Annotated in this window: 20 protein-coding genes; 18 read left to right on the top strand and 2 right to left on the bottom strand. The window is 40.5% G+C overall.

The annotated features are described in order from the left end of the window. The first annotated feature begins 43 nt into the window (after positions 1-43). The 9 genes from secY2 to asp5 are packed head-to-tail and all read left to right on the top strand — an operon-like array spanning position 44 to position 10,498. Positions 44-1,273: an accessory Sec system protein translocase subunit SecY2 gene (gene secY2 / locus M594_RS08160; RefSeq protein ID WP_173876498.1), complete on the top strand. Its 1,230-nt coding sequence runs from the start codon at positions 44-46 to the stop codon at positions 1,271-1,273. A 15-nt stretch (positions 1,274-1,288) separates the two neighbouring features. Beyond that, positions 1,289-2,860, top strand: coding sequence for an accessory Sec system protein Asp1 (gene asp1 / locus M594_RS08155; protein WP_173876497.1), 1,572 nt, complete (start codon positions 1,289-1,291; stop codon positions 2,858-2,860). Then, complete coding sequence (gene asp2 / locus M594_RS08150) at positions 2,853-4,385, top strand: accessory Sec system protein Asp2 (protein WP_173876496.1); 1,533 nt, start codon at positions 2,853-2,855, stop codon at positions 4,383-4,385. The genes asp1 and asp2 overlap by 8 nt, the downstream gene beginning before the upstream one ends. Next, entirely contained in the window at positions 4,385-4,864 is a 480-nt protein-coding gene (gene asp3, locus M594_RS08145; RefSeq protein ID WP_045763916.1) for an accessory Sec system protein Asp3, read from the top strand. The genes asp2 and asp3 overlap by 1 nt, the downstream gene beginning before the upstream one ends. Further along, a complete protein-coding gene (gene secA2 / locus M594_RS08140) occupies positions 4,854-7,235 on the top strand; it encodes an accessory Sec system translocase SecA2 (RefSeq protein WP_173876494.1) in 2,382 nt (793 codons plus the stop codon). The genes asp3 and secA2 overlap by 11 nt, the downstream gene beginning before the upstream one ends. Positions 7,236-7,246: 11 nt before the next feature. Next, complete coding sequence (gtfA, locus tag M594_RS08135; RefSeq protein WP_173876492.1) at positions 7,247-8,758, top strand: accessory Sec system glycosyltransferase GtfA; 1,512 nt, start codon at positions 7,247-7,249, stop codon at positions 8,756-8,758. Next, a complete protein-coding gene (gtfB, locus tag M594_RS08130; RefSeq protein ID WP_173876491.1) occupies positions 8,751-10,088 on the top strand; it encodes an accessory Sec system glycosylation chaperone GtfB in 1,338 nt (445 codons plus the stop codon). Before gtfA ends, gtfB begins: the two co-directional genes overlap by 8 nt. Before the next feature lies 1 nt (position 10,089). Continuing rightward, positions 10,090-10,269: an accessory Sec system protein Asp4 gene (gene asp4 / locus M594_RS08125; protein WP_173876490.1), complete on the top strand. Its 180-nt coding sequence runs from the start codon at positions 10,090-10,092 to the stop codon at positions 10,267-10,269. Between the two features lie 4 nt (positions 10,270-10,273). After that, on the top strand, positions 10,274-10,498 hold the full coding sequence (gene asp5, locus M594_RS08120) for an accessory Sec system protein Asp5 (protein WP_173876489.1): 225 nt from the start codon (positions 10,274-10,276) through the stop codon (positions 10,496-10,498). Between the two features lie 50 nt (positions 10,499-10,548). Here asp5 and M594_RS08115 read toward each other — a convergent pair whose 3' ends face one another. Both M594_RS08115 and sstT read right to left on the bottom strand, forming a co-directional pair. Next, positions 10,549-11,502 (bottom strand): aromatic acid exporter family protein, encoded by a 954-nt coding sequence (locus M594_RS08115; RefSeq protein WP_173876488.1) that lies wholly within the window; start codon positions 11,500-11,502, stop codon positions 10,549-10,551. A gap of 66 nt (positions 11,503-11,568) precedes the next feature. Further along, entirely contained in the window at positions 11,569-12,774 is a 1,206-nt protein-coding gene (sstT, locus tag M594_RS08110) for a serine/threonine transporter SstT (RefSeq protein ID WP_173876487.1), read from the bottom strand. 151 nt (positions 12,775-12,925) lie between these two features. Between sstT and M594_RS08105 the strand changes: the two genes are divergently transcribed. The 9 genes from M594_RS08105 (at position 12,926) to M594_RS08065 (ending at position 19,105) form a co-directional block, all read left to right on the top strand. Further along, positions 12,926-13,492, top strand: a complete 567-nt coding sequence (locus M594_RS08105; protein ID WP_173876486.1) for a mechanosensitive ion channel family protein — start codon at positions 12,926-12,928, stop codon at positions 13,490-13,492. Positions 13,493-13,543: 51 nt separating this feature from the next. Then, complete coding sequence (locus tag M594_RS08100; protein WP_173876485.1) at positions 13,544-14,452, top strand: magnesium transporter CorA family protein; 909 nt, start codon at positions 13,544-13,546, stop codon at positions 14,450-14,452. A gap of 14 nt (positions 14,453-14,466) precedes the next feature. Continuing rightward, positions 14,467-14,994 (top strand): YqeG family HAD IIIA-type phosphatase, encoded by a 528-nt coding sequence (locus M594_RS08095; protein ID WP_173876484.1) that lies wholly within the window; start codon positions 14,467-14,469, stop codon positions 14,992-14,994. 2 nt (positions 14,995-14,996) lie between these two features. Continuing rightward, entirely contained in the window at positions 14,997-16,103 is a 1,107-nt protein-coding gene (gene yqeH / locus M594_RS08090) for a ribosome biogenesis GTPase YqeH (protein WP_173876483.1), read from the top strand. 213 nt (positions 16,104-16,316) lie between these two features. Beyond that, the gene (yhbY, locus tag M594_RS08085) at positions 16,317-16,628 is read left to right on the top strand and encodes a ribosome assembly RNA-binding protein YhbY (RefSeq protein WP_173876481.1); all 312 of its coding nucleotides are present in this window, start codon (positions 16,317-16,319) and stop codon (positions 16,626-16,628) included. Positions 16,629-16,678: 50 nt separating this feature from the next. After that, complete coding sequence (locus M594_RS08080) at positions 16,679-17,308, top strand: nicotinate-nucleotide adenylyltransferase (RefSeq protein WP_173876480.1); 630 nt, start codon at positions 16,679-16,681, stop codon at positions 17,306-17,308. Then, positions 17,308-17,901, top strand: a complete 594-nt coding sequence (gene yqeK / locus M594_RS08075) for a bis(5'-nucleosyl)-tetraphosphatase (symmetrical) YqeK (RefSeq protein ID WP_173876478.1) — start codon at positions 17,308-17,310, stop codon at positions 17,899-17,901. Before M594_RS08080 ends, yqeK begins: the two co-directional genes overlap by 1 nt. Next, positions 17,902-18,255 carry a ribosome silencing factor gene (rsfS, locus tag M594_RS08070; protein WP_084974231.1) on the top strand — a complete coding sequence of 118 codons (354 nt, stop codon included), beginning with the start codon at positions 17,902-17,904 and terminating at the stop codon, positions 18,253-18,255. A gap of 109 nt (positions 18,256-18,364) precedes the next feature. Continuing rightward, positions 18,365-19,105 carry a class I SAM-dependent DNA methyltransferase gene (locus tag M594_RS08065; protein ID WP_173876752.1) on the top strand — a complete coding sequence of 247 codons (741 nt, stop codon included), beginning with the start codon at positions 18,365-18,367 and terminating at the stop codon, positions 19,103-19,105. Positions 19,106-19,110 lie beyond the last annotated feature (5 nt).

Raw genomic sequence — 19,110 nt, 5'->3', positions numbered from 1 at the left:
TTTATTAGAATATTTCATTGATTAAATAAAGTAGGAGAAAAATTTGAAGAAAAAATTGACATCGGTCATCGTTAAAAGAGTCATGTGGACGATTTCCTTCTTATTTATTTACGTTTTAGGAAGTAGATTGACCCTTCCCTTTGTAAACGTAAATGACACGAATTTTTTGGGTGGAACTACAGCTTTCTTAGCCTTTTCAACTGCTATAACAGGTGGTAATCTTCGGAGTCTTTCCCTATTTTCAGTTGGACTGTCTCCATGGATGTCGGCTATGATTTTATGGCAAATGTTTAGTATGTCTAAAAAACTTGGATTGGGGAGTTTACCACTAGAAGTTCAAGATCGACGAAAAATGATATTAACGTTTGTCATTGCTTTAATCCAATCATTAGCCATTACTCTAAATCTCCCTATTCAGTCAGGGGTGAGTTATGGGCTAGTCTTGACCATGAATGTTCTACTCTTGATTGCGGGCACCTTTTTCTTAGTCTGGTTATCAGATTTGAATTCTTTGTTTGGTGTCGGAGGGTCTCTAGTTATCTTGATGTCAAGTATGGTGTCTAGTATGCCAGAAAACATCTTAAAAAGTATCAAAGAATTACAAGTTGGTCCCTTATTGATTGTGGCTCTTTTGATGCTTTCAGTTGTATTTTTAGCGATTGCAGTTAGAGTTCAGAGAGCTCGTTATCGAATTCTGGTAAATAAGATTATGATACACAATCGCTTTAAACGTTATTCTTATTTGGATATACAGCTAAATCCTGCAGGAGGAATGCCTTTTATGTACGCCATGTCCTTCGTATCTATTCCGCAGTATTTTCTAATGTTACTCCAAGTTATTTTTCCAAATGCTTCCTGGATACAGGATTGGATAGGCCAATTTGCAATTGGACGCCCGGTCTGGCTGTATACATATATTGTGGTACTGTTTATATTGGGACTTGCTTTCTCTTTTATTAATATGAATGGAGAAGAAATTGCTGAGAAGATGAAAAAATCTGGGGAGTATATCTATAATATATATCCAGGAGAAGAAACAAGCCGGTATATCAATTGGTTGATCTTGCGTTTTGCAGTTATTGGTTCTACCTATACTGTTCTGATGGCAGGATTACCAATGTTGATTGTATTATATGATCCGCGCTATATGCAACTAACGATGCTTCCAGGTTTATTCTTTATTTTTAATGGAATGGTGTTTAATATCAAGGAAGAAATTGATGCCTTGACATTAAATGAGAACTATAGACAACTCTTAGAAATCGATTCATAATTGTGAGGAGAATATATGTATTATTTCATCCCTTTTTTAGAAAATAACAATCAATCTTGGCAGGCAAGTATTGTACCTTGGTATAGGACTCCTTATCGCTTAGAATTTGATGATGTGTTGCACCAAATTCGAATTTTTAAACGCCAAGAACTAGAATCTAAGATACTATGGTTGACTTATCATCCTCATCTGCGTTACTTGCTACATAGACAAGATCTATTAGAGTCGGAAGTCTTTTCTGTTTTTGATGCTATACAAAATATTGAAAATGAGGAGATGCATCCTTTGCAATTAAAGGATTTAGCGTGGGATGAAGATTGTGACTTTATCTATACTCCCTTTGTGATTGCAGTTAAACAGCAAGGGGCACTTTATGCTGAAATTGAATATGGTTCAGAAGGCTTTATCAGCTACATCACGTATTTTAAAGATAACCAAGTTGATTTTATTTGCTATTTTGATGATCGTGGTTTTTTGTCTAGTCTTGTAGAGTATAGGGATCAAAGACCAGCTACTCGTTATTATTACAACGCTATTGGTCAGTGGCAATTAAGGGAAAATTTGCAAGGAGAACAGCCGGTTGTAAAGGTAAATCCAGCAGTAGGCTATCGTTTTGGAAAATTAACTTATGATAGTATAGATGAGGTTATCTGGGAATTCTTAATAAAATTTTTAAATCGAGATTATGAGGTTGGAGATTCATTTGTCTTGGCAGCTAACACCAAGTTTCAAAATCAATTGTTAGAAAGATTGCCAGAAAAGGCTCCTAAAATTATAAGTTTCTTTATTGAAAGAAATCAAGCAGATAATTTACAAGATCATCGTCAGGTAGTGGAGAAGTCCAGATTTTTGATTAGTGATCGGAAAGATTTTCTTGAGCGATTACAAGAGACCTATCCCCAATTTGCTTCAAAAATGCATCATTTACCTTCTTTTGATACGCGTTTGAAATTAGGAGTTAGTCAACGATTAAAGGAATCAAAAATTTATGTCCAACTAGATGTACAGATGCAACAAGATCCAAAAGTTTTGTATGAAATCTTACATTTTGTCTCGAAAAATCCTTTGACGGAGGTTGTTTTTTCGTTATTCAATGCAGAAGGTTATCAAATTGAAGATTTGCAAAATCAACTCGATATGCTGATTATGGAGCGTCTTAACCCGAGGGATCTATTAAAGGATTCTGTGTTATCTGATGCAGAAAATACATTAGAGGAAAATACTAGAGATGATTATCGCTTTAAGATTATCAATCTAAATGATGAGATGGGCTTAATTCGTGAGTTAGAATATACTCGTTTAATTGTTGATTTGAATCCAGTCGCTAATATTTACACACAGATTGCAGGGATTAGTGCAGGAATTCCTCAAATCAACTTAAAAGAGTCAGAATATGTGACTCACTTACAAAATGGTTATATTCTATCAGATTTATCAGAGTTTAGTAAGGCAGGACACTACTTTTTAGATACCCTGAAACATTGGAATCAAGCCTTAATTTACTCAATTGATAAGATTCGACAAAATACAGGTGATCAATTTGTAGACAAGTGGGAAAAATGGTTAGAGGAGGCAAATAGTGAGTAATAAATTACAGATTTTGCAGATAGGAACTAAAAATTGGAGCCATGACTGTGAACTTCCTGAAAATATGGATTGGCATTTCTTTTGGCCAGGATCAACGACTGCCATAAGGAAGGTCATGAAAATGGAAGGATTAAAGACTTTTTCAGCTGTTTTAGTTGAAAATCCTGAGCATCTATCTGATTTGCTTCCTTTGATGAGAATGGTGACTCCTTATACTATTTTCTATCCCGATACAGCTGAACCTCAAACAGAAGATGTTCAAGATTTTTTGAAAAAAACTTGTGCTCAAACAGCAGACTTTTCAAATCCAGCAGAACTGTTACGACTCCTATCTAAGGCCTTGTTTAGAGGTCAGTATGGGGATAAGTTAGTTGCGATTGATATGATTGTCAATCCTGCTTTTACGGGGCAGGTTCGTTATAATGGTTATGAAAATTTAGAACTATTAGGGAAGTACGGTGACGACTTCCGCCCCTTAATTAGCTGGAAGTATAATATCCGAGCAAGCGAGTTTAACCCAGTAGAACTCTGGCTAGAATATGAGAAAGATTGGACTTGTGATATTCGCCTTGTTGTTCGGAATATCCAAGATGGGTCCACTGCTGGTTTTGTTAAAGAACGAGTTTTTACAGTTGAGGATATGGAGACCGCCCTTGTATTGGACGATGATTTTTCCTCATTTATCAGTATTTCTCTAGAAGCGCGAGGAGCAGGACGTCTGAGAATCGGAGCTCTTCACCAGCGTTTAACACGCTACCAATTTGGTAAGTATGTTCTTGGTGGTGGCATTATTCATAATGACAAGCGTGAGGAAATCAATTACTTCTTCTATCCAGGAGACTTTAAGCCACCTCTGAATATCTACTTTTCTGGTTATCGACGAGCAGAAGGGTTTGAAGGTTTTGGTATTATGAAATATTTGGGAGCTCCTTTTATCTTATTTTCTGATCCTCGGATAGATGGTGGAGCCTTCTATTTAGGTGATGAATATCTTGAAAATGGGATTCGAAATGTTATTCAAGAGTATTTAGATTTGTTAGGATTTTCAAATAAGGAATTAATCCTTTCAGGGATGTCTATGGGAACCTATGGTTCTATGTATTATAGCTCTTTTTTTGAACCCCGAGCAGTTATAGTTGCTAAACCCTTAACCAATCTTGGCTTGATAGCTGAAAGAGGTAGACTCGAAGCACCTGGAATTTTCCCGACTGCTTTTGATATTTTACGTCATCATTCTAAGGGAGATGCTAGCATAGATGCCATGAGAGCACTGGATGACCGCTTTTGGACTGCCTTTAAAAAAGCAGATTTTAGCCAAACAATTTTTGGACTCTCATATATGAAAGAGGAAGATTATGATCCACGCGCTTTTGAGGGATTAGTAGAGGCCCTTTATCATTCGGGGGCTCACATCATGGTAAAAGGTACTTCGGGTCGCCATAACGATGATAGTGCTACAAGTACAACATGGTTTATGAATTTTTATAAGATAGTATTAGAGCAAAATTTTGGGAGAAAGTTTTAATGATTATCAAACGGAATAAAGAAATTTATTGGGGAGAATTTCGAGGGGCCAGCTTAGGAGTTTTAGCAGAGAATAGCTTTTTATATGGGTCAGTCGTTATCTACCATTCACGTGATCATGTTTATTTTGAAAATAGTATGGTGAATTCTGGTACTATGATTCATGAGTGGACCTCAAGTTTTAATTTTCAGGGAAATCGCTTAACCCCAACCTTACCTCTTTTAAAAAAGGGCCATCGTTACCGTTTGGTTAGTCAGATGACTGTTCAACCTCAAAATGGTTTATATTTTAGACTCATTTTTATGGATCGTTACGATAAGCAGGTTGATCAAGTGATTGAAAAAGATTTTGATTTCACCTTTACCTATCCAGAAGAGGCCTATCATTACAAAGTACAGCTGTTGAGCGCAGGTCTTCAATCAGTTGACTTTCATTCATTTTCAATAGAAGAGGATTATTCTAAACAAGATGTGGAATAACAATAGACAATTGAGCAAGGTGAAAAAAATCTTGCATCAAATCAATCTAAAAAAAGAAGAGATGGCCTCGCTAACAGATGATGAATTAGCAGGTAAAACACAAGAATTTAAAGAGAGATTAACTGCTGGAGAAAGCTTAGATGATATTCTAGTAGAGGCTTTTGCGGTTGTCAGAGAGGCTGATAAGCGAATCTTGGGGATGTTTCCCTATGATGTACAAGTCATGGGTGGGATTGTCATCCACCAAGGGAATGTTGCTGAGATGAATACAGGTGAGGGTAAAACTCTGACTGCTACGATGCCGGTTTACCTCAATGCTTTGTCAGGGCAAGGTGTCATGCTAGTGACTACTAATGACTATCTTGCTAAGCGTGATGCAGAAGAAATGGGACAAGTCTACGAATTCCTAGGATTGACGATTCGGATTCCTTTTCCTGAAGAAGATGATGATGAAGAGTTAACACCAGAGGATAAGCGGGAAGTTTATAGTGCAGATGTGGTGTATACTACTAACAGTGGTCTTGGTTTTGACTATTTGCTTGATAATCTAGCTTCTAGTGAGGATAAAAAATATATGCCAGAATTTAACTTTGTCATCATAGATGAAGTTGATGCAGTCCTGCTAGATAGCGCTCAAATACCACTTGTTATTTCAGGCTCACCTAGAGTACAGTCTAATTTCTATGAAATTATTGATACCTTGATGACAACTCTAGTTGAGGGCCAAGACTATATCTTTAAAGAAGAGAAAAAAGAAGTATGGCTCACTACTAAGGGCGCTAAAACTGCGGAGAGCTTTTTAGGTATTGATAATCTCTATTCCGAAGAGAATAGCGTACTAGCAAGACACTTAATCTTTGCTCTACGAGCTCATACCTTATTTAAAAGGGATAAAGACTATATTATTCGTAAGGGCGAGAAAGACGAAGAACTTGTATTGCTAGATCAAGGTACGGGACGTTTATTAGAAATGACCAAATTACAGGGTGGGTTACACCAAGCCATTGAGGCAAAAGAGCATGTTTCTTTGTCTGAAGAAACTCGGGCAATGGCTTCGATTACCTACCAAAGCTTATTTAAGAAGTTTAAAAAAATTTCTGGGATGACTGGAACAGGAAAGGTTGCAGAGAAAGAGTTTTTAGAAACTTATGGGATGTCAGTCATTCGAATTCCTACTAATCGTAAGAATCAACGAATTGATTATTCAGATAATCTCTATGTTACCCTACCTGAAAAAGTGTATGCTTCACTTGCTGAGATTAAATATTATCATGAAAAGGGTAATCCTTTATTGATTTTTGTTGGATCCGTAGAAATGTCTGAACTCTACTCCTCCCTATTGTTACGGGAAGGAATTGCTCATAACGTTTTAAATGCTCATAATGCGGCGCGTGAAGCTCAGATGATTGCTGAATCGGGACGTATGGGGGCTGTAACAGTTGCGACTTCAATGGCTGGTCGAGGTACAGATATTAAACTTGGACCAGGAGTTGCGGAGCTTGGAGGCTTGGTGGTTATTGGTACGGAGCGAATGGAAAGTAAGCGAATTGACTTACAGATTAGAGGGCGTTCTGGTCGCCAAGGAGATCCAGGACTATCGAAATTTTTTGTCTCACTAGAAGACGATGTTATCAAGAAGTTTGGTCCTCCTTGGGTTCATAAGATGTATAAGGATTATACAGTAAACCAGCAGATAAGCCCTGACCCCCTAGAAGGAAGGCGTTATCGGAAATTAGTAGAAAAAGCACAGAAAGCAAGCGATAGCGCTGCTAGATCAGCGAGAAGTCAAACATTAGAATATGCTGAGAGTATGAATATCCAGAGAGAGATGGTCTATAGTCAAAGAAACCGCTTGATTGATGGGACTGAGGATCTAGATGGTTTTGTTGTAGATGTACTAGATGAGTTCATAAAAAAGAGTTTGTCAAACGAACAATTTGAAAGCAAAGAGGAATTGTATCACTTTATCGTAAAAAATATCAGTTTTCTTTATCATGCAGTTCCTCAAGAGTTGGATATTACGGATAAGGATGCTATCAAACGAGTTTTGGAGACAACAGTCCAAAAAAGTCTAGAAGAGAAACGAACACTTCTGGAAATTCATGACTTCTTTTCAGATTTTCAGCGTTTGGCCTTGCTAAAGGCCATTGATGATAATTGGGTTGAACAAGTAGACTATCTTCAACAATTAACTTTTGCGATTGGCGGGCAATCAGCTGCTCAAAAGAATCCTATTGTCGAGTATTATCAAGAAGCTTATCATGGATTTGAAGAGATGAAAAGGCAAGTGAAGAAGGATATGGTTCGAAACCTTCTACTGAGCAGAGTAGATATTTCTCCAAAAGGTGAAATCGTGACTCATTTTCCATAAGAGGAGAAAATATGACAATTTACAATATAAATTTAGGAATTGGTTGGGCCAGTAGCGGTGTAGAATATGCTCAAGCCTATCGTGCCGGTATTTTTCGAAGTTTGAATTTACCCTCTAAATTTATCTTTACAGATATGATTTTAGCTGATAACATTGAGCATTTAACATCCAATATTGCTTTTGATGATGAGCAAGTTATCTGGCTTTATAATCACTTTACAGATATCAAGATTGCACCGACTAGTGTAACAGTTGCTGATGTCTTAGCTACTGTTGACGGTGTTGAAAGTTGTAGAGAAAAGAATGGCAAGGTTTTGCGTATCTTCTTTTCTGACCAAGATAAGTTTGTCACCTGTTATTTGGTGGATGAGAATAAGGACTTGGTCCAACATGTGGAGTATGTATTTAAGGGGAACCTGATTCGGAAAGATTACTTCTCTTATACTCGTTATTGTAGCGAATACTTTGCTCCCAAGGACAATGTTGCAGTGTTATACCAACGAACTTTTTACAATGAAAACGGAACTCCAGCCTATGATATCTTGATGAATCAAGGGAAGGAAGAAGTTTACCGTTTTAAGGATAAGGTTTTCTATGGGAAGCCAGCTTTCATGCGTGCTTTTATGAAATCCTTGAATTTGAACAAGTCTGATTTGGTTATTCTGGATAGGGAGACAGGTATTGGACAGGTTGTGTTTGAGGAAGCACAGGCAGCACATCTAGCGGTAGTTGTTCATGCGGAGCATTATAGTGAAAATGCTACAAACGAGGACTATATCCTTTGGAACAACTATTATGACTATCAGTTTACCAATGCAGATAAGGTTGATTTCTTTATCGTATCAACTGACAGACAAAATGAAGTGTTGCAAGAGCAATTTGCCAAATATACACATCACCGACCAAAGATTGTTACCATTCCTGTAGGTAGTATTGATTCCTTGACTGAGTCAAGTCAAGGACGTAAGCCATTTTCATTGATTACTGCTTCACGTCTTGCCAAAGAAAAACACATTGACTGGTTGGTCAAGGCGGTTATCGAGGCGCGTAAGGAAATCCCTGAATTGACCTTTGATATTTATGGTAGTGGCGGAGAAGACGCTCTTCTTCGAGACATTATTGCTACTCATAAGGCAGAGGATTATATCCAACTCAAGGGGCATGCGGAACTTTCGCAGATTTATAGCCAGTATGAGGTCTACTTGACGGCTTCAACCAGCGAAGGATTTGGTCTGACCTTGATGGAAGCTATTGGTTCAGGACTTCCTCTAATTGGTTTTGATGTTCCTTATGGTAATCAGACCTTTATAGAAGATGGGCAAAATGGTTATTTGATACCAAGTTCATCTGATCATGTAGAAGACCAAATCAAGCAAGCTTATGAAGCTAAGATTTGTCAATTGTATCAAGAAAATCGTTTGGAAGCTATGCGTGCCCATTCTTATCAAATTGCAGAAGGTTTCTTAACCGAAGAAATTTTAGAAAAGTGGAAGAAAACAGTAGAGGAGGTGCTCCATGATTGAACTTTATGATCGTTATAGTCAGGAAAGTCAAGATTTACATGAAAGTCTAGTAGCTACTGGTCTTTCTCAACTTGGAGTGGTCATCGATGCAGATGGTTTTCTGCCTGATGGTCTGGTATCTCCTTTTACCTATTATCTAGGTTACGAGGATGGAAAACCTCTCTATTTTAACCAAGTCCCTGTTCCAGCTTTTTGGGAAATTTCAGGCAATAATCAGTCTGCTCGTATTGAGGATATGACACAGGAGAGAGCTGTTATTCATTATGCTGATGGAATGCAGGCTCGCTTGGTTAAGCAAGTAGATTGGAAAGACCTGGAAGGTCGAGTCCGTCAAGTTGATCATTACAATCGTTTCGGAGCTTGTTTTGCTACAACGACCTACAGTGCAGATAGTGAGCCGGTGATGACGGTTTACCAAGATGTCAATGGTCAGGAGGTGTTACTTGAAAACCATGTGACGGGTGATATCTTATTGACCTTACCTGGTCAACCTATGCGTTACTTTGCTAATAAGGTTGAATTTATTACCTTCTTTTTGCAAGATTTGGAGTTAGATAAGCATCAGATTGTCTTTAATACTCTAGCGACTCCTTTCTTGGTTTCCTTCCATCACCCAGATAAATCTGGCTCAGATGTTTTGGTTTGGCAGGAACCTCTCTATGATGCCATTCCAGGTAATATGCAGTTGATTTTGGAAAGCGATGATGTGCGTACTAAGAAAATCATCATTCCAAACAAGGCGACTTATGAACGTGCTTTAGAGTTGACTGACGAGAAATACCATGATCAGTTTGTGCACTTGGGTTACCATTATCAGTTTAAACGGGATAATTTCCTAAGACGAGATGCCTTAATCTTGACTAATTCAGATCAGATTGAGCAAGTAGAAGCAATCGTAGAAGCCCTGCCTGATGTCACTTTCCGTATTGCGGCGGTGACAGAGATGTCTTCTAAGCTCTTAGACATGCTTCGCTATCCTAATGTGGTCCTTTATCAGAACGCTAGTCCACAGAAGATTCAGGAGCTGTATCAATTGTCGGATATTTACTTGGATATCAATCACAGCAATGAGTTGTTGCAGGCGGTGCGTCAGGCCTTTGAGCACAATCTCTTGATTCTGGGCTTCAATCAGACGGTCCACAATAAACTTTATATTGCTCCAGACCATTTATTTGAAAGTAGTGAAGTTTCTGCTTTGGTTGAGACAATTAAACTGGCTCTTTCAGATGTTGATCAAATGCGTCAGGCACTTGGCAAACAAGGCCAACATGCAAATTATGTTGACTTGGTGCGATATCAGGAAACCATGCAAACTGTTTTAGGAGGCTAACATGTCAGATGAAGATTTATTTTACAAAGACGTTGAAGGTCGCATGGAAGAGTTGAAACAAAAACCTATCAAGAAGGAAAAAGAAAGCCGAGGGGAAAAGATTAGTAAAACTTTTTCACTCATCTTGGGTTTAATGATTCTGATTGGTTTACTCTTTACTTTGCTAGGAATTTTGAGGTAGGCCTATGATTGACATACTGATTGTTTTAGCTATTGTCCTATCTCTCACTTTGATTGTATTGGTGACCATACAACCCCGTCAAAATCAATTATTCTCTATGGATGTGACTAGTAATATTGGTAAACCAAGCTACTGGCAAAGCAACACCTTGGTCAAGGTGCTGACTTTATTGGTGAGTTTGGCCTTATTCATCCTACTATTAACCTTTATGGTGATAACTTACAAATAAAAGAAAACTTCAGATATTCACCTTTTGTGATTGGTCTGAAGTTTTCTTTTTTACTGTCCATATTTTTGGTAAAAGTCGACTTTTACTTGGATGAAGGTTTTGGCTTCACGTAGGAGTTGAAGAAGTGTGGCACGGGTTTCAAATTCGTCTCTTGTTTTGGGAAGACTGCGATTACGGAAGACTTCCAGATAACGTTCAATTTCATCTAGCAAATCAGAAGCAGGATTGGTCTGGCTCAGTTGCCCTGCAATTTTTGAAAAGAGTTGGGCCAAAATCAGGCTCTCACTGGCAGCTAGGTGACAGGTGTTGATTTGCTGGGCCATGTTTCGCAGGATACGACTTTGCCGCTGTCTCATCTCAAAGTAGTGGATATTATAATCGGTCTGGTGAAAGAGGTGGTCTGAGTGATCCAAATAGACCAGTCTGAGGGCTTCTTCCAAAAGGGTGTCCAATTCTTCAACCAACTGTGCTCGGTTGCGTCCGTCACCTCTGGATAAATAATATTTGAAGCGCTGGAGAATATCTTTTAACTTTTCTTCCACCAATGTGTGGTAGTGATGAATTTCCTCTTCTCGTGAAGGCATGTAGAGATTGACAAGTAAGGCAAATCCTGTACCGATAGCAAAGAGAAGGAATTCATTGACTAGAAGGTCTAGAGAGGTTGACTCTTGCACCAAGAGATGGCTAACCAAAACGCTACTTGGTGTGATGCCAATTTCCCATCCCATCTTGTAGGCTAGAGGTACATAAAGTGCCAGATAGAGTCCGAGGCTCCAGATATGAAATCCGCTCAAGTGAAAAGCCAAAACGCCAATAGCAAGAGCTAGAAGCATAGAAAAGAGCCGATTGCGGGCCAGTTTTAAGGTACTTCTACGGGTGTCGGATAGGCTCAAGAGGGCGATGATTCCAGCTGAAATTGCTGAGGAGAGATTGAAAAAATAAGCAAGAAGGCAGGCAAGACAGGTAGCTAAGATGAGCTTGGTCGTACGTTGGCTAATAGACATAAGGATTTCCTAGTAAGTTAGATAAAAGCGGAAAAGACAAGACCTGAGCAGGCTTGTCTTTATGAGTTATTTCTTACGGGCTGCTGCGTATTCGGCAACAGCTGTGAAGAGGACATCTGTAGAAGAGTTGAGGGCTGTTTCACATGAGTCTTGAATGACACCAATCACAAATCCAACCCCAACAACTTGCATGGCAATATCGTTAGAAATACCGAAAAGGCTACAAGCAACTGGGATAAGAAGGAGGGATCCTCCAGCAATACCAGAAGCACCACAGGCTGAGATTGCTGCCACTACACTGAGTACAAAGGCTGTCGCAAAGTCAACAGGGATTCCCAAAGTATTTACTGCAGCAAGGGTTAAAACGTTAATAGTAATCGCTGCTCCGGCCATGTTGATAGTAGAACCGAGTGGGATAGAAACCGAATAGGTATCTGGATCTAGTCCAAGGTCGTGACAAAGTTTCATGTTGACAGGGATGTTCGCCGCAGAACTACGAGTAAAGAAGGCTGTAACACCGCTGACACGCAAACATTTCCAAACGAGGGGATAAGGATTTCTCTTCATAAAGAGAAAGGCAATCAATGGATTGACAACCAGAGCGACAAAGAACATAGTTGTCACCAAGAGGGCAAGCAAGATTCCGTAGTTAGCGAGGCTTCCGATTCCCTTATCAGAGATGGTTTTGAAGACAAGACCAAGGATACCAAATGGAGCTAGGTTGATAATCCATTCGACAATCTTAGAAGTCACATCAGCTATGGTTTTCAGCAATTCTTTACTATTTTTGCTGGCTTCTCTCATAGCAATCCCGAAAACAACTGCCCAGGATAGGATACCGATGTAGTTAGCAGTAACGAGGGAATTGACTGGATTGTCAACCAGTTTGAGCAAGAGGTTACTGAGGACTTGTCCAATCCCATCTGGTGGTGCGATTTCTGTATTGGCACTATTTAAGGTAATCTCAACAGGGACGATGAAACTTGCTAGGACAGCAACAAGTGCCGCTGCAAAGGTTCCTACCAAGTAAAGGAAGATAACCGTTTTCATGTTGCTATCTTGTCCCTTTTGATGTTGGGAAAGGGCGTTAGCAACGAGGGCAAAGACTAGAATAGGTGCGATGGCTTTTAGACCGCCAACAAAGAGATCTCCAAGTAAACCAATTCCTGAAATGTTAGGAAGTGTCAGACCTAGGGTTCCTCCAATAAGCATACCAATCAAAATCCGTTTGATTAGGCTTGCCTTATTCCAAGCATGAATGCATTTTTTCATAACAATCTCCTTTGTTGTGTAATGTTTATGATTATAGTATAAATATGAACTAAAATCAAGAATTTTCTGTCTATTTTGGCTATTATTTTTGAATATTTATGGAGACTCATCACTTGTGAAAGTATGGTATAATAAATGAAAGGAGTTTTCTATGCAAGAATTTTTTCAAACCTACCTCAATAAGCTTGATATAACAACGATTATTGAGAATATCTTAACCAAGATAATTTCTCTGTTATTCCTATTTTTACTCTTTTATATAGCTAAGAAATTGCTCCATACCATGGTGCAGAGAATTGTTAAACCTTCTCTAAAAATGTCTCGTCATGATGTCGGGCGTCAGAAAACCATCTCACGTTTATTAGAGAATGTGTTTAATTATACCCTCTATTTCTTTTTACTTTACTGTATCTTGTCTATTTTGGGCTTGCCAGTCTCTAGTTTGCTGGCAGGGGCTGGGATTGCTGGGGTGGCTATTGGGATGGGAGCTCAAGGTTTTCTGTCTGATGTCATCAATGGCTTTTTCATCCTCTTTGAACGTCAACTGGATGTGGGAGATGAGGTCGTTCTGACAAATGGTCCTATTACTGTATCGGGCAAGGTGGTTAGTGTTGGCATTCGAACAACGCAACTCAGAGGAGAAGACCAGGTTCTGCACTTCGTTCCCAATCGGAATATCACCGTCGTCAGCAATTTCTCTCGTAATGACCAGGCCTGAAATTTTAGCAGATTTATGGTACAATAGAAAGAGTTTGGTAAAGGAGAGAAGATGTTTTTAGAAAAACAGTTGGGCAATGGTTGTACCTGGATTAACTTAGATTTGGACAAGTTGAAAAAACTAGAGGACCTTTCTGAAATCTACGGTTTGGACAAGGAAACCATTGAATACGCATTGGATAGAAATGAGCGTGCCCACATGGATTATCACCGTGAAAATGGGACTGTGACCTTTATCTACAATGTCTTGAACTTGAAAAAGGATAAGGCATACTATGAAGCTTTTCCCATGACCTTTATCGTGGAACATCGTCGCCTGATTACCATTAGTAATACCAAGAACGCCTATGTCATTGAACAGATGACTCGTTATCTGGAGAGTCATGACATGCTTTCGATTTACAAGTTTCTCTTTGCCAGTCTGGAAATCATCAGCAATGCCTACTATCCTGTCATCGAGCAGATGGATAAGAGTAAGGACGAGGTCAATGGTCTCTTGCGCCAGCGGACTACTAAGAAAAACCTTTTTGCCCTTTCCGACTTGGAGACTGGTATGGTTTACCTCACTGCGGCTGCTAAGCAAAATCGCATGTTGCTGGAGCATATTCAAGGGCATGCCCTCTATCGCAGTTTTAACGAGGTTGAGCGAGAGCAGTTTGATGATGCCATGATTGAGGCTCATCAGCTGGTATCCATGACAGACTTGATTTCTCAAGTCCTCCAACAACTATCAGCATCTTACAACAACATCCTAAACAACAATCTGAATGATAATTTGACAACCTTGACCATCATTTCAGTCTTGCTAGCGGTTTTGGCAGTAGTGACAGGCTTTTTCGGAATGAATGTTCCGCTCCCTTTAACAGATGAGCCCCATGCTTGGCTCTACATCAGTTTGGCTAGTGCTGGGTTGTGGATTGTTTTGTCATTGTTATTAAGGAAAATTGCGAAAAAAAGTTAAGAAAAGGAGCCAAAATGGTGATTGAAAACTACATGCCAGACTTTGCTGTAGAAGCAGTTTATGATTTGACAGTCCAAAGCCTGCAGGCGCAGGGAATCAAGGCTGTTTTGGTCGATTTGGACAATACCCTCATTGCTTGGAACAACCCTGACGGGACGCCAGAGATGAAGCAATGGCTACATGATCTTCAGGATGCGGGCATTGCTATTATCGTAGTCTCAAATAATACCAAAAAACGAGTTCAACGCGCAGTTGAGAAGTTTGGGATTGACTACGTTTATTGGGCTCTGAAGCCCTTCACATTTGGGATTAACCGTGCCATGAAGGAATTCCACTATGAGAAAAGTGAAGTGGTCATGGTTGGCGACCAGCTCATGACAGATATTCGAGCAGCCCACCGTGCAGGCATTCGCTCGATTTTAGTCAAGCCCTTGGTCCAACATGACTCGATCAAAACGCAGATTAACCGAGCTCGTGAGCGCCGTGTGATGCGAAAAATCACTGAAAAGTACGGACCGATTACATATAAAAAAGGAATTTAACTATGGAAGAAATTCTCTGTATTGGTTGTGGAGCAACCATTCAGACGACAGACAAGTCTGGTCTTGGATTTACCCCCCAGTCGGCACTTGAAAAAGGTTTGGAAACTGGCGAAGTCTATTGCCAACGCTGTTTCCGTCTCCGCCACTACAATGAAATCACGGATGTCCAGTTGACAGACGATGATTTCCTCAAGCTCTTGCACGAGGTGGGAGACAGTGATGCCTTAGTGGTCAATGTCATTGATATCTTTGATTTTAACGGCTCTGTCATCCCAGGCTTGCCACGTTTTGTCTCAGGTAATGATGTCCTTTTGGTAGGAAATAAAAAAGATATCCTCCCTAAGTCAGTTAAGCCTGGTAAGATTAGCCAGTGGCTCATGGAACGTGCACACGAAGAAGGACTTCGTCCAGTTGATGTCGTCCTAACTTCGGCCCAAAACAAACATGCTATTAAGGAAGTCATTGACAAGATTGAACACTACCGTAAGGGCCGTGATGTCTATGTGGTCGGTGTAACCAACGTTGGAAAATCAACTCTAATCAATGCTATTATCCAAGAAATCACGGGTGATCAGAATGTCATCACGACTTCGCGCTTCCCAGGGACAACCTTGGACAAAATCGAGATTCCGCTTGATGACGGATCTTATATCTACGATACACCGGGGATTATCCACCGTCACCAGATGGCTCACTACTTGACGGCTAAAAACCTCAAGTATGTCAGCCCCAAAAAGGAAATCAAACCTAAGACCTATCAGCTCAATCCTGAACAAACCCTGTTTTTAGGAGGTCTCGGACGCTTTGACTTCATTGCAGGTGAGAAGCAAGGTTTCACAGCCTTCTTTGATAATGAACTCAAACTCCATCGTACCAAGCTAGAAGGAGCGACTGCCTTTTACGATAAGCACGTCGGAACCCTTCTGACACCACCAAATAGCAAGGAAAAAGAAGATTTTCCAAAACTAGTCCAGCATGTATTTAACATTAAGGAAAAGACAGACCTAGTCATCTCTGGACTCGGCTGGATCCGTGTAACAGGCACAGCCAAAGTCGCAGTCTGGGCACCAGAAGGCGTTGCCGTCGTCACACGAAAAGCCATTATTTAAACACAGAAAGGAAAGGGTTGTCTTTATTAAGGCGAGCGTTGCGAGCCCGTAGAGAATACTTTTCGCCGTGGTGTCAGTTGGTACAAGTGATTGTACCAACTGCGGAAAATTTGAGACTATAGACTCAAATTTTAGTCATGAAAGTCCGAAGGACTTTGCTGACGTCCGCCACCACTTTAGAAAAGTATAAAAAGAAACTCTTTTAAAGAAATTATGTCATTAACATCAAAACAACGTGCCTTCCTCAACAGTCAGGCACACACCCTCAAACCCATCATCCAAATTGGGAAAAATGGACTGAACGACCAAATCAAAACCAGCGTTCGTCAAGCTCTTGACGCCCGCGAATTGATTAAAGTAACGCTCTTGCAAAATACCGATGAAAATATCCACGAAGTAGCTGAAATTTTGGAAGAAGAAATCGGTGTGGATACAGTCCAAAAAATCGGACGCATCTTGATTTTGTTTAAACAATCTATCAAGAAAGAAAATCGCAAGATTTCTAAAAAAGTCAAAGAAATCTAAAAACCTACTCCAAATAACTGTTTTTACAGAGAAATAAAGGAGACTAGCCTATGGCAATCGAACTATTGACTCCCTTTACCAAGGTAGAGTTGGAGCCAGAAATCAAGGAGAAAAAACGCAAACAAGTCGGTATTTTAGGAGGGAATTTTAACCCTGTTCACAATGCCCATCTGATTGTTGCGGACCAAGTACGGCAACAGTTGGGACTGGACCAAGTTCTACTCATGCCTGAATACCAACCTCCTCATGTAGATAAAAAGGAAACCATCCCTGAGCACCATCGCCTCAAGATGATTGAGTTGGCGATTGAGGGGATTGAAGGTCTGGACATTGAAACTATTGAGTTGGAACGTAAGGGCATTTCTTACACCTATGACACTATGAAGATTTTGACAGAGCAACATCCTGATACGGATTATTACTTTATCATCGGTGCTGACATGGTGGACTATCTGCCTAAGTGGTACCGAATTGATGAACTGGTAGATATGGTTCAGTTTGTGGGAGTTCAGCGCCCACGCTACAAGGCTGGCACTTCCTATCCAGTTATCTGGGTGGATGTGCCTCTCATGGATATCTCGTCCAGCATGGTGCGTGACTTCCTTGCCCAGGAACGGAAACCCAATTTTCTCCTACCTCAGCCTGTGCTAGACTACATCGAGAAGGAGGGTCTATACTGATGGCCTATCAAGACTATATCAACTGCTCTCGTGAGGCTTTGTTGGAAAAAATGGCAGAGCTTCTGCCTGAAAAACGCTTAACCCATTGCTTGGGTGTGGAGCGTGCAGCTATAGAACTAGCCCAGCAATTTGGAGTAGATGTTGAGAAGGCAGGTCTTGCAGGCCTTCTTCATGACTATGCTAAAAAGCTGTCAGATCAGGAATTTCTGGATTTGATTGACCGTTACCAGCTAGACCCCGACCTCAAAAACTGGGGCAATAATGTCTGGCATGGCATGGTTGGTATATACAAGATTCAGGAAGACTTGGATTTGGATGATTCTGAAATCCTGCGAGCCATTGAAATCCATACAGTCGGGGCTGACCAGATGACAGATCTAGATAAGGTCATCTATGTCGCAGACTATATCGAGCATAATCGAGCCTTTCCTGGAGTGGACCAGGCACGTGAGATTGCGAGTCTATCGCTCAATAAGGCGGTGGCCTACGAAACAGCTCGTACCGTGGAGCATCTAGCCCATCAGGGATTCCCCATATATCCCCAAACCCTTGAAACCTATAACGCTTTTGTGCACTATTTGAAAGAGGACTAAATGAACGAAAAAGAATTACTAGAACTAGTCGTGAAAGCGGCTGATGAGAAACGTGCGGAGGATATCCTCGCACTTGATGTACAAGATTTGACTAGCGTGACTGACTACTTTGTTATCACTAGCTCAATGAATAGCCGTCAGTTGGACGCTATCGCTGACAATATCCGTGAAAAAGTAGCGGAAGCGGGTTTTAAAGGAAGCCATGTCGAAGGCGATGCAGCTGGAGGCTGGGTCTTGCTAGATCTCGGTGGGGTTGTTGTGCATATCTTCTCAGAAGAAATGCGTGCCCACTATAACCTAGAAAAACTCTGGCATGAGGCAGATTCAGTAGATATTTCAGAAGCCTTAGCATAGGAGATGAACTCAGTTGCAGTCAACTGGGTTTCTTTGCTTATTTTAAAAGAAATTGATGGAAAGGTAAAGGGCTAGTGGTGTTTATCATGGAGCTCTTTGTATCATGATTATGGCAACTTATGAAACCTTTGCGGCGGTCTATGATGCAGTCATGGACGATAGTTTATACGATAAATGGACGGATTTTTCGCTGCGTCATTTGCCTAAGACCAAGGAGAGAAAGAAACTCTTGGAACTGGCTTGTGGGACAGGAATTCAATCTGTGCGCTTCTCTCAGGCTGGTTTTGATGTGACTGGACTTGACTTGAGTGGGGATATGTTGAAGATTGCTGAGAAGAGAGCAACTTCCGCCAGGCAAAAGATTGAATTTATTGAAGGTAATATGCTGGATTTGTCCAAGGCAGGTAAATATGATTTTGTCACCTGTTATTCGGACTCTATCTGCTACATGCAGGATGAGGTGGAAGTCGGAGACGTCTTTAAGGAAGTTTATAATGCCCTCAATGAGGACGGGGTCTTTATCTTTGATGTGCATTCCACCTACCAGATAGATGAAGTTTTTCCAGGCTATTCTTACCATGAAAATGCAGAAGATTTTGCAATGCTCTGGGATACCTACGAGGACGAAGCTCCTCACTCCATCGTGCATGAGTTGACTTTCTTTGTCAAGGAGTCTGACGGCTCCTTTAGTCGTCACGATGAAGTGCATGAGGAGCGGACCTATGAGGTCTTGACCTATGATATTTTGCTAGAACAGGCCGGATTCAAGTCCTTCAAACTCTATGCGGACTTTGAGGACAAGGAACCGACAGAAACCAGCACCCGTTGGTTTTTTGTTGCGCAGAAGTAGGAGAT

The sequence above is a fragment of the Streptococcus mitis genome (assembly GCF_013305725.1).
Lineage (GTDB): Bacteria > Bacillota > Bacilli > Lactobacillales > Streptococcaceae > Streptococcus > Streptococcus mitis_BO.
Note: the sequence above shows the minus strand (reverse complement) of the source record. Positions and strands in the feature narration are given on the sequence as shown.

Bases quoted from the DNA above. Each gene is read 5' to 3' on its own strand.
- asp1 (WP_173876497.1), top strand. From the start codon at position 1,289: ATGTATTATTTCATCCCTTTTTTAGAAAATAACAATCAATCTTGGCAG.
- asp3 (WP_045763916.1), top strand. From the start codon at position 4,385: ATGATTATCAAACGGAATAAAGAAATTTATTGGGGAGAATTTCGAGGG.
- secA2 (WP_173876494.1), top strand. From the start codon at position 4,854: ATGTGGAATAACAATAGACAATTGAGCAAGGTGAAAAAAATCTTGCAT.
- gtfA (WP_173876492.1), top strand. From the start codon at position 7,247: ATGACAATTTACAATATAAATTTAGGAATTGGTTGGGCCAGTAGCGGT.
- gtfB (WP_173876491.1), top strand. From the start codon at position 8,751: ATGATTGAACTTTATGATCGTTATAGTCAGGAAAGTCAAGATTTACAT.
- asp4 (WP_173876490.1), top strand. From the start codon at position 10,090: ATGTCAGATGAAGATTTATTTTACAAAGACGTTGAAGGTCGCATGGAA.
- asp5 (WP_173876489.1), top strand. From the start codon at position 10,274: ATGATTGACATACTGATTGTTTTAGCTATTGTCCTATCTCTCACTTTG.
- M594_RS08115 (WP_173876488.1), bottom strand. From the start codon at position 11,502: ATGTCTATTAGCCAACGTACGACCAAGCTCATCTTAGCTACCTGTCTT.
- sstT (WP_173876487.1), bottom strand. From the start codon at position 12,774: ATGAAAAAATGCATTCATGCTTGGAATAAGGCAAGCCTAATCAAACGG.
- M594_RS08105 (WP_173876486.1), top strand. From the start codon at position 12,926: ATGCAAGAATTTTTTCAAACCTACCTCAATAAGCTTGATATAACAACG.
- M594_RS08100 (WP_173876485.1), top strand. From the start codon at position 13,544: ATGTTTTTAGAAAAACAGTTGGGCAATGGTTGTACCTGGATTAACTTA.
- M594_RS08095 (WP_173876484.1), top strand. From the start codon at position 14,467: ATGGTGATTGAAAACTACATGCCAGACTTTGCTGTAGAAGCAGTTTAT.
- yqeH (WP_173876483.1), top strand. From the start codon at position 14,997: ATGGAAGAAATTCTCTGTATTGGTTGTGGAGCAACCATTCAGACGACA.
- yhbY (WP_173876481.1), top strand. From the start codon at position 16,317: ATGTCATTAACATCAAAACAACGTGCCTTCCTCAACAGTCAGGCACAC.
- M594_RS08080 (WP_173876480.1), top strand. From the start codon at position 16,679: ATGGCAATCGAACTATTGACTCCCTTTACCAAGGTAGAGTTGGAGCCA.
- yqeK (WP_173876478.1), top strand. From the start codon at position 17,308: ATGGCCTATCAAGACTATATCAACTGCTCTCGTGAGGCTTTGTTGGAA.
- rsfS (WP_084974231.1), top strand. From the start codon at position 17,902: ATGAACGAAAAAGAATTACTAGAACTAGTCGTGAAAGCGGCTGATGAG.
- M594_RS08065 (WP_173876752.1), top strand. From the start codon at position 18,365: ATGGCAACTTATGAAACCTTTGCGGCGGTCTATGATGCAGTCATGGAC.